This is a genomic window from Frankia sp. Cppng1_Ct_nod, from assembly GCF_920656135.1.
GTDB classification, from domain to species: Bacteria; Actinomycetota; Actinomycetes; order Frankiales; family Frankiaceae; genus Protofrankia; species Protofrankia meridionalis.
Genome location: NZ_CAKKTK010000113.1, coordinates 1 through 10258 on the forward strand (window position 1 = coordinate 1; position 10258 = coordinate 10258).

Sequence of the window (10258 nt, forward strand, 5' to 3'; positions counted from 1 at the left end):
GGAGGCGTGTACGGAGACCGACGTCGTCATCTGCATGCACATCGGCTCCAGCGGCGAGCTGACCAACCCGGCGCCCGACGACGGTCCCTTCGTCCTTCCGATCGCCCTCGGCAACATCAACGCCTGTGCGGCGACGGTCGCGTTCGCGATGAGCCCGGTACCTCGCCGGTACCCCACGATCAAGCTGGCCCTGTCCGAGGGCGGGATCGGCTGGATCCCGTCGGCCATCGAGCGGGCCGACCGCCAGTTTCTCAAGCACCGCATCTGGGCGGGTATGGATGACCTGCTCCCGAGCCAGGTCTGGGACCGCAACATCTGGGCGTGCATGATCGAGGAACCGTTCGGCGTGAAGGTCCGTCACGATGTCGGTGTCGAGAAGATCCTCTGGGAGTGCGACTACCCCCACGCCGACACGCTCTGGCCGCACAGCCAGAAGCAGGTGGCGGAGCTTCTCTCGGACGTTCCCGCCGCCGAGGCGAAGGCGATGACCAGCGGCAACGCCGAGGAGCTCTTCCGTTGGAAGATCGGCGTCGGCGGCGTCTGAGTGGTCCGGGAACAGGAGCGGGTGTCACATGGATCTCCCCAAGATCATAAGCGTTGACGATCACGTGATCGAACCCCCGACGCTCTGGTCGCAACGCCTTCCCGCGAGGTACGCCGACCGTGGGCCCCGCCTCGAGCGCCGACACGGTCGCATGATCTTCGACGGGGGCCTGAAGTTCAGCGAGGAGCAGCACCGAGACGCGGGTCCCGTCGACCTGTGGCTCTATGACGACCTGGTATGGCCACTACCCCGTGGGATGGCCCAGGTCGGGTACCTCGACGAGCCCTCGGCGAGGTCGGTGAGCTACGACGACATCGTCCCGGGCTGTTGGCAGCAGAAGGCTCGGCTGGAGGCGATGGACCACAACCACACCGAGGCCAGCCTCTCGTTCCCCAGTTTCTCCCGCTTCTGTGGCCAGACGTTCCTGGAGCGGGCGGACAAGGAACTCGCGTTGCTCTGCATCCAGGCATACAACGACTGGATGATCGACGACTGGTCTGGCGGCGCCGGTTACGGCCGGCTCGTCCCGTGCACCCTGATCCCGCTGTGGGATCCCGAACTCGCCGCCGCCGAGATCTTTCGGTGCGCCGGGAAGGGTTCGCATGCGGTCGCCTTCTCCGAGAGCCCGGTCCCCCTGGGGCTCCCCAGCATTTACGGCCCGCACTGGGAGCCGTTCTTCCGCGCGTGCGACGAAACCGACACCGTGATCAACATGCACATCGGATCGTCGTCACAGATGGCGATGACGGCGCTCGACGCGCCGTTGGAGGCCGGTATGGCGTTGACCGCCGAGAATTCCGTGCACGCGTTCGTGGACTGGTTGTGCTCGGGCGTCCTCGTGCGCCACCCCAAGATCAAGATTGCGCTCTCCGAGGGCCAGGTCGGCTGGATGCCGTTCATGATTGAGCGACTGGACTCCGTGTGGGAGCGCAGCCACTACTACGGCAACAAGCTCCGGGACGCGCTGCCCGAGCCGCCCAGCTCCTACATCGCCGGTCGGGTCTACGGCTGCGTCTTCGACGACATGCACGGCCTCGCGAGCCGCGACGTCGTCGGCATGGGCCAGATCATGTTCGAGACCGACTACCCGCATTCGGATTCCACGTTCCCCCACTCGCGCGAGACCGCCGAGAAAATCGTCACCGCCGCCCGGCTCGACGAGCACGAGACCTGGCAGCTGCTCCGGGGCAACGCCATCGAGTGCCTGGGTCTGGAGCGCATCGGCATCACCGGGTGACTCGTCGGCGTAGAGATTTGGCAGTCGGCAGTCGGCAGTCGGCAGTTGGCAGTTGGCATGAGGATGGAGACGTCGGCATGGTGTCGAAGGAAAAACCGTCCCAGGAGCTGCTGACGAGGCGTCCACGAGCTCCCCACAAGGTGGGCGTCTGCATGGAGTTCGCCGGGGGCACCAACCTCATCCAGGACTTCTACGACGGCATCCGGCTCGCCTTCTCCGAGGCGGAGGAGCGCGGCGACGTCGACCGCGCGATCGAGCTCGTCATCCGCGAGGTCCGGGGACCGATGCGGGGTACCAGCTCCGTCGTCGTCGACGCCTGGCGAGAGCTCGTCCACGACGAGGACTGCCTCGCCGTCATCGGACCCGTGGTCACCGAGGCCAACCTGGCTCTCGTCGACGAGGTCAACCGCACGGGCGTGCCGACCATCAGCTTCTGTGCCACCTTCGACTGGGCCGGCCCCTACGCCTTCGCGCTGCAGAACGGCGGATTCCCCGACGAGGCGGTACTGCTCGCCGGCTACCTCGCGTCCCAGGCAATCACCCGCGTCGCGTTGTTCCGCGAGGACGGGATCATCGGCGAGGAGTACGGCGCCGCCTTCCGCGCCGCGGCCAGGCGCTACGGCCTCACCCTTGTCACCGACCACGTCGTCGGACTGTTCAACACCTATGAGCCGGTCGAGCCCGTTCTGCGGGCAGCTCACGAAGCAGGCGCCGAGTGCGTCCTCGTCCTGTCCGCCTACGGCGCGCTGATCCCCGTCCGCGCCGCGGTCAAGGCGGTCGGCGACTCCCTCGGCTGGAACCCCGTGAAGGTGCAGAACACCACGTGGGTCGCCATCACCGCGTTCGGGGGCGCGGGTGACTACGACCAGGCGACGCTGATCGCGGACTTCGACGGCTGGATCGGGCTCGACCAGGTCCACGAGGGTAACCGGCACTTCCAGGATGTCCTGTTCCGCTTCGAGAAGCGCTTCGGTCGCAGACCCTTCCACGCCTACGCGGCTCTCGGTTTCGACCACGGCTTCGTCGTCGCCGGCGCACTCGCCCGGATGCGGCCCCCGTCGGCCCAGGGGCTCACCGACGCTCTCGAGCGCACCCGCATGGTTCCGGCGTGCATCGGTGGCCCGGGCACCGTCATCAGCTTCGGACCGCACGACCACCGTGGCTACAAGGGCGACTACGTCGTCCTGCGTACCATCGCCGACGGCGTCGAGCAGCTGGTCGACGTGACGTGGGCAGCGCTGCTGGCGACCTCGCCGCTGGGCGTCAACGGTGTGGGCGTCAACGGTGTGGGCGTCAACGGTGCGGACGGCGATAATGCGAGCCACGCCCTGTCCGGTGCCGGCACCCGTTACAGCCTGGTCGGCGACCGCACGCCGTTTCGCATCGGCGTGCTGCAGGACTGGGCGCTGTGGGCGCCGGTCGAGAAGTGGTACGACGGCCTGCGCCTCGCGTTCGCCGAGGCCTTCGAATCAGGGCTCCTCGACCGTGAGGTCGAACTGGTCTTCCGTGAGGTCGAAGGCCCGCCGGACGGCCGTGCCGCCGACGTCGTCCGCGCGTGGCGGGACCTGGTTCACAAGGAGAAGGTCCTCGGGGTCGTCGGCCCGTTCATCACCGACCTGACTCGCATCCTGCGGGACGAGATCGAGCGGACGCGTGTCCCGGTCATCTCCTACTGCGCGACGACGAAGTTCGCCGGGGACTTCTGCTTCCAGACGCCCAACGGCACCTTCGCCGATGAGACCTTCCACATCGCGCGTCACCTTCTCCGCCGCGGTGTGAGGCGGGTCGGAGTGGTTCGTGAGGACAACCCGATCGGCGACGAGTACTACGACTGGTTCCGCCTCCACGCCCGTACCCTCGGCCTACAGGTCACCAGCGATCAGATCGTGTCGCCGCGGGTCACCGACGAGGAGATGGACACCGCGCTGCGGGCAGTCCGCGCGTCGGGTGCACAGGGCCTCGCCCATCTGGGATACGGACTGTCCTTCTACGCCGTCCTGTCACAGATGGCCCGCCACGTCAGCGAGGGCTGGGACGTCCCCCGAGTCACGATCACCACCTGGGTGCTGTGTAGCGGCCTGGACCAGGAGCTCGGCAGCCCGGCGCTGATGAACCTCCCGGCACCCCTGGAGGCGCTCGAGGGCTGGGTTGGAGTCGATCTTCCGCACGAGGGCAACAAGGTCTTCCAGGGGTTCCAGGACCGCTATGTCGCGCGCTTCGGGGGTGCGAAGCCCTACGGCTGCTACCCGGCGCACATGTACGACATGGGTCGAGTGCTCGCCGAAGGTATCGCGCGCGCACGTCCGGTCACCCCTGAGGGCCTTGCGAAGGGACTGGAGAAGGTCCGAATGGTGCCGGCGACGATGGGAGCCCCGGGCACGGTGCTGGGCTTCGGGCCTTACGACCACCGCGGTTACAAAGGATCCGACTACCTCGTCCTGCGCACCGTACTCGGCGGCCGCGAGGGCCTGGTGGAAGAACTCATGCCGGGCTTGGAAGCACCCGCCTCCTAGCCCTGTCCTTCGCACGTGCGTGCGATGGGATAGCTCCGTGATCCTTTGGTCGTTCCATGTCGGTTCTACCGTGTTGTGGAGTGGTGGGCCTGGCGCGGTTCCTGTCTGTGACGGTCGCGGAGGATTACGGCCCGCCGAGCGTGGAGAAGATACTCGGCTCGCTGCCGGTCGTCCGTGACTTCCTGCGCCGCCTCGGCGTCGCCGCCGCCGTCGACCGGCTTTGCCCGATCCGCGAGGACGTCGCCCGTCTGACCCATGGCCAGGTCATCGAGGTCCTGATCGCCAACCGGCTGTGCTGTCCGACCGCGATGGTCCGCGTCACCGACTGGGCGGCGGCGTGGGCCGTCGAGGAGGTCTTCGACGTCCCCGCGGATGCGTTGAACGACGACCAGATCGCCCGCGCCCTCGACGCGCTGGCCGAGCAGGCCGACGCTGTCGTCGGCTCGGTCGGCCTGGCCGCGGTCACCGCGTTCGGCCTGGATCTGGCCCAGGTCCACTGGGATCTCACCTCGATCTCGCTGTATGGCGCCTACCCCGACCCTGATCCCGCCTATGCCACGCCCCGCTACGGCCATCCCAAGGATCGCCGCCCGGATCATCAACCGCTTCCTCTCCCAGGACGCGGCAGCGGGCGCACCGCCGACGCTGTACGCAGCGGTCCAGAACCTGCCCGGCAACTCCTACGTCGGCCCCGACGGCCGCGGCGAGTGGCGCGGCAGCCCCATCCTGGTCGACCGGTCGGACACTGCCAACGACCCGGAGTTGGCCCGCCGCCTGTGGACGGTCTCCGAGGAACTCACCGGCGTCACATTCCCCGAACACCTGCACGTGACAGCCACCCAGAAATAACGCAGCCTGACCCACCGGAACGGGCACCGGTCGGGCGCTCGCATCTACACGATCAGCTGAAGGCTCGTCTGGGCAGGCGCAACGCGGCGGCGGGCTGTTCCTCTGCCGGTGGTGGTGGAAGAGGATCTCCCGCGCCTCGCGGAGGACGTAGAAGACGAGGACGTAGCCGAGGGGATCGGCCCACCACCAGCCGAGTCCGGCGTTCAGAGCGACTCCGACGAGGACGTCGTCGGTAGGAGTTGGTCCGGCGGTCCCGGTCGACGACCCGCGCGGGACGTACACGTTCGAGGTGACCACGACGGCGTCGGCCAGCACACCCGCTTTCAAGAAGCAGATACGCGACCAGATCGTCTCCGCCAGCCCATTGTCGGGCGACGGTGTCGCGCTCCAGCCCGCGTTCGTCGTCGGCCCTCGCCGCGCGGGACGCCGAACTCGCCGGGCAGGCGCGCCCAGCCTTCGGCCACCACCACGGCGGGTTCGTACTGGGATGTATCCTGTTCGTATGCGGAAGAAGGTCGTCACGATCGGGAACTCGGCGGGCATCACGATCAGCCCAGCCGAGCTGCGCGCTCTGGGCATCGGCCCCGGAGACACGGTCGAGGTTACCGTCCGTTCCGGGGTACTCGAGGCCCGCGCCGTAAGCCGGTACGAGGACACCCCCCTGCCCGACCTGATGGCCGTGATCAACGCGGCCCGGACCCGGTCGTGACCTGGACCCGGCAGGAGTTCCTGGCCGATGTCGCCCGCACCGGGGTCCTGTCGCCGGACTACGCCGAGGACGTGCTCGTGCGCCTGGCGCACCACTCCGCGGCGATCGAGGGCAACACCCTCACCCTGGCCGACACAATTACCCTGCTGGTCGACGAACGAGTGCCCGTGGCCGGCACGCCTGTGCGCGAACTGTACGAGGTCGCCAACCACTACCAGGCGCTCGCCCGCATCCTGAGGGCCGTCGCCGACGACGAACCCCTGACCACCGGCCTCGTCCGGGACCTGCACGCCGCGCTGATGGACCACCTGGCCCACGACCACGGCCAGTACAAGACCTCCAGCAACATCGTCACCGGCGCGTCCTGGCAGCCCGCACCACCCTCACGCGTCCCAGAACTCATGCTCCAGTGGGCCGACCAGACCGAGTGGCAGACCACCAACCTCGACAACGAGGCCCTGCTCGAGGCGATCGCCGGCGCACACATCGCGTTCGAACGCATCCACCCGTTCACTGACGGCAACGGTCGCGCCGGCCGCGCGATCATCGCCTACCAGACGATCCGCAGGTTCGGGTTTCCCGCCATCGTCCAGGTCACCCAGCGACCCGCGTACATCACCATGCTCGACACCCAGGACACGCCCGCCCTGACCCGCATCCTCGCGGTCTCACTCGCCGACGAGGCAAGCCGCAGCGCCGCGCCGTAGCAGCTTGCGCACCGTGCTGCGGCCGCCGTCGCATCCGACGAGGTAGCATCCCAGGCCTCCTGGGACCACCCGAAATTGAACGGTTTCCGCGATTCGCGGATTGTTTGTCATCTCCAAGGAGGCGCCGCAACCGGATGAAGCCTCGCCGGCCCAGCTCGCTCTCTCACGCGCCCTGTGGTGCGGCAACCCGGGCCGAACGCGCCAGCATGAGGACGGCTGGGCCTCCCGACGCAACGTCAGACCTACATCCGCCGGTAGGGCAGTGATGTTGGGGGGTGTAGATCGTTGTCGGTGAACAGGTGCCTGTCGGGCAGGGAGAATCGGGGTTACCACACCAAACCGATATCCCAGGCAAAAGGCACCTGTCGGGTGACGACTTTACGCGGTAGCGGCATGGCCGGGAAGCGGTCCCGGCGGCGGGTGCGGGTCGGCCCGGTGGACCGGTCGTTGAGGGGTAGCGCGGGGCTGGTAGCGGTGTCCGAGCTTGTTGATCGGCTCGATGTCGTTCATCGGCCGGGGCCGCCCTCGGCGCACCCCAGCAGCAGACAGGACACCATAGGTATCGGCCACGTTCTCGTCACCCGGCGACATCGGCACCCCTGCCATCCACTCGGCCAGAAGTGTCCGGTTACCCGTTCCCCAGTTGCGGACCTCGGCCCACTTGGTCAGCTCAGCACGAGTGACGAAGGTTATGATCGGCTGGCTATTGATCAACTTGCTCGCCAGCGTGATCGGCAGGCGCTTCTTGATGATTAACGAGGATGCGTCGGTGTCCAGGACGACGGAGCGCACTATCACCTCAGGCCACGTCACGGCGGCGCTCGGCATAGGTGAATGCCAGGAACTCGTCCAACTCCTCGTCCGACTTGAAGATGTCGGCGGACATCGCCTCCAGGTCGGCCAGCGACCGGATCGGCTTGGCGTTCTTGATCCGGATCAGCTCGTCAACGGACAAGCAGGGTCGATGAGGCGGGAACACCGGGTGATCAGGGCTGCTGGTGCTCATAGCGACATCCACCTTCGCCCGTCATTACTCGCCCGGGATCAGCATAGAACCATCCTGCGTCAAACGTCGTCGTGGCGGTGGGTGCTCCCCTGCGTGCGGGTCGCCCGCGTCCCCGCGCCGCGCCGTGTACGTGTACGTGTACGACCCACTGCCATCGGACAGCTGCCGGTTCCGCTCGTCAAACGTCGACGCCGTCCCCCCGACCGAGGTGCGGTTCCCTGCCGCATCCCACCCGTAGGTGGTGGTCGACCCGTCCGGCTTCGTCCACGACACCAGCCGGTCGGCCCGGTCATAGCCGTAACTCTGGTTCCCCGACCCCGACAGGCCGGACGGAGACAGGGTCTCGCTCAGCAGATCGTCGTTCGTTGCGGCCTTCGAGAAGGTCCACCGGTCCGGTCCAGGAGGCGATCCCCCAGGGCCGATGCGGGCGCGGCCCTCCGGTCAGCGTCCCCGCCACCGGGGCGCGCGCCTCTCGGCGAAGGCCCGGGGGCCCTCCTTCGCGTCCTCGCTGGCCATCAGTGCGCGCACTGCTGCGTCGCACCGGGCCCACTGCTCGTCGAACGACGCCTCGATCACCCCACGTGCGAGTCGCTTGCTGGCCCGTACCGAAAGGGGCGCGGCGTCGGCAATCTCCGCCGCAAGCTCCAATGCGACGTCGAGGGCGCCGCCGACGGGTGCCATCCGGTTGATCAGGTGGATGGCGTGGGCCCGCTCGGCGTCGATGGGGCGTCCGGTGAGCAGCATCTCCATGGCGACGGTCGGCGGGATCCGTAGCGGAAGGCGGATCACGCCCCCGGCGGCCGCGAGCAGACCGCGGCGCACCTCCGGCAGCCCGAACGTGGCCTCCGCGCCGGCGACGACGAGGTCGCACGCGAGGGCCAGCTCCGTCCCGCCGCCGAGCGCACTGCCCTCGACGGCGGCGATCGTCGGGACGGAGACCTCGTGGCGCACCCAGCCGGCGAAGCCCCACTCCCGCTTGCTCGGCGCGATCGACTCGCCACGCGTGACCGCCTTCAGGTCCGCGCCGGCGCAGAACGACCGGGGGTCGGAGCTGGTCAGGATGACGGCGCGCACACCGGGGTCGCAGTCGGCGTCATGCAGGTGCCCGCCGAGGAGGTCCGCGAGCTCACCGTCGACGGCGTTGCGAGCCGCTGGCCTGTTCAGGGTCAGCACGACGATGTGCTCTCGCCTCTCGGCCAGGACTTTGGGCGGCGACGTCACGCGTCCACCCACGTGACGAGAGCGTCGAGCGCTTCGATCTCATCTCCGCGCGCCAGCAGCGGGTTGACTTCGAGGGACTCCAGGTCCTCGCCGAGGGCAAGCGCGAGACGGCCGATACGTGCGATCACCTCGGCGACGGCAGGGACGTCGACACCTGGTCGTCCCCGAACGCCGTCGAGGAGGGCTGCTCCGCTGAGGGTACGCAGGGCTGCCTCCGCCTCCGAGGCGCCGATCGGGAGCACCCGCACGGCGCTGTCTCGCAGGACCTCCACGAGCACTCCGCCGAGGCCCATCGCGATCACCGGACCCCACTGGGGGTCTCGCACCACGCCCACGATGAGCTCAAGTCCGTCCCCGCGCATCGGAGCGACGAGGACGCCCTCGATCGCGTTGTCCCCGGCCGCTCGGCAGACCTGGTCGAAGGCCACCCGCGCGCCGTCGGCATCGGCCACGCCGAGGACTACACCGCCGATGTCGCTCTTGTGCGCCACCGTCGGCGAAACGACTTTGACCGCGACGGGGAGGCCGAGTTCGACCGCCGCGGCTACCGCCTCATCCCGGGAGTGGACGAGGCGCGCGGGCACGACGGGGACTCCGGCGTCGGCCAGGAGCTTTCGGGCGGCCCACTCCGACCACCGGCCGCTGCCGGACTCGGCCCTCGGCTGGGACGCTGGCTGGGACGCTGGCCGTCCCGGCGTCCGCGGTCGCGCAGCCAGCCACTGCGACCACCGCGAGACTCCCGCCGCGGCGGTGACGGCCACGTCGAGGCTGAACAGGTGCGGGGGTGAGCCGACCGCTGTGAGCTTCTTGATCGCAGGATCGGTGACAGCCTGAGCGCAGGTGCTCACGATCGCGACCGGGACGCCCGCCGCACGGCCGCCCATGGTCACACCGGTGAGGAAGCCGGGCGAACCGGATGTCCGCTCCGTCGGGATGCCGGAGATGCCGAGCACCAGACCGATGCCTGGATCCCTACCCAGAGCCGTGACAGCGCCCAGCCAGATGCCGGGATCGCGCATCGCCATGCCTGTCACGTCGAAGGGGTTCTGCGCGCAGGCGGAGTCGGGGAGCACCTCACCGAGGGCCGCGATCGTCGACGGGTGCAGCTCAGGCAACTTCAGACCGCACGGCGCGGCGAGGTCGGCCAGCACGTCGCAGGCGCCGCCGGAGATCGAGGCGGCGGCCACCCCGGTCGGGCTGATCGCGCCCGTGTGGGCGAGCAGGTTCGCCGTGCCCACAAGCTCCTCGAAGGTCCGCACGCGGATCACGCCGCACTGGCCGAGGGCCGCGTCGACGACCCGATCGTCGCCGACGAGCGCCCCGGTGTGGGCCGCGGCCGTGCGCGCCGCGAGCTCGCTCGTCCCGGCCTTGAGCATGACGATCGGGATCTCACGGTCAGCCGCTCTCGCCGCCGCGTACCGGAAGCCCTCGGTGTCGCGAATCGTCTCGGCGAAGATCGCGACCGAGTGGAC

10 protein-coding genes and 1 pseudogene are annotated in these 10258 nt (G+C 68.8%); 7 read left to right on the forward strand and 4 right to left on the reverse strand.

Annotation, left to right across the window (positions count from 1 at the left end; translation table 11 throughout):
* From NBW77_RS20855 to NBW77_RS20885, 7 genes and pseudogenes are all read left to right on the forward strand, one after another.
* A partial coding sequence (locus NBW77_RS20855) for an amidohydrolase family protein (protein ID WP_250280194.1) occupies positions 1-544 on the forward strand: 544 nt, incomplete at its 5' end.
* Positions 545-572: 28 nt separating this feature from the next.
* Entirely contained in the window at positions 573-1781 is a 1209-nt protein-coding gene (locus tag NBW77_RS20860) for an amidohydrolase family protein (RefSeq protein ID WP_250280195.1), read from the forward strand.
* Positions 1782-1858: 77 nt separating this feature from the next.
* A complete protein-coding gene (locus tag NBW77_RS20865) occupies positions 1859-4294 on the forward strand; it encodes an ABC transporter substrate-binding protein (protein ID WP_207386752.1) in 2436 nt (811 codons plus the stop codon).
* A gap of 56 nt (positions 4295-4350) precedes the next feature.
* Positions 4351-4659 (forward strand): annotated as a pseudogene (locus NBW77_RS20870) (DUF4277 domain-containing protein); the annotation flags it as partial.
* A 187-nt stretch (positions 4660-4846) separates the two neighbouring features.
* Complete coding sequence (locus NBW77_RS20875; RefSeq protein WP_207386753.1) at positions 4847-5143, forward strand: SDR family NAD(P)-dependent oxidoreductase; 297 nt, start codon at positions 4847-4849, stop codon at positions 5141-5143.
* A gap of 289 nt (positions 5144-5432) precedes the next feature.
* Complete coding sequence (locus tag NBW77_RS20880) at positions 5433-5852, forward strand: AbrB/MazE/SpoVT family DNA-binding domain-containing protein (RefSeq protein ID WP_242605482.1); 420 nt, start codon at positions 5433-5435, stop codon at positions 5850-5852.
* Entirely contained in the window at positions 5849-6559 is a 711-nt protein-coding gene (locus NBW77_RS20885) for a Fic family protein (protein ID WP_131744747.1), read from the forward strand. The genes NBW77_RS20880 and NBW77_RS20885 overlap by 4 nt, the downstream gene beginning before the upstream one ends.
* 378 nt (positions 6560-6937) lie before the next feature.
* On the opposite strand, the gene NBW77_RS20890 is transcribed toward NBW77_RS20885, so the two are convergent.
* The 4 genes from NBW77_RS20890 to NBW77_RS20905 all read right to left on the reverse strand — a co-directional run.
* Positions 6938-7351 carry a PIN domain-containing protein gene (locus NBW77_RS20890; RefSeq protein WP_131744748.1) on the reverse strand — a complete coding sequence of 138 codons (414 nt, stop codon included), beginning with the start codon at positions 7349-7351 and terminating at the stop codon, positions 6938-6940.
* Positions 7352-7358: 7 nt separating this feature from the next.
* A complete protein-coding gene (locus tag NBW77_RS20895; RefSeq protein ID WP_131744749.1) occupies positions 7359-7565 on the reverse strand; it encodes a hypothetical protein in 207 nt (68 codons plus the stop codon).
* Positions 7566-8006: 441 nt separating this feature from the next.
* Positions 8007-8786, reverse strand: coding sequence for a crotonase/enoyl-CoA hydratase family protein (locus NBW77_RS20900; RefSeq protein WP_131744750.1), 780 nt, complete (start codon positions 8784-8786; stop codon positions 8007-8009).
* A partial coding sequence (locus tag NBW77_RS20905) for an acetate--CoA ligase family protein (RefSeq protein ID WP_250280196.1) occupies positions 8783-10258 on the reverse strand: 1476 nt, incomplete at its 5' end. The genes NBW77_RS20905 and NBW77_RS20900, both read right to left, overlap by 4 nt.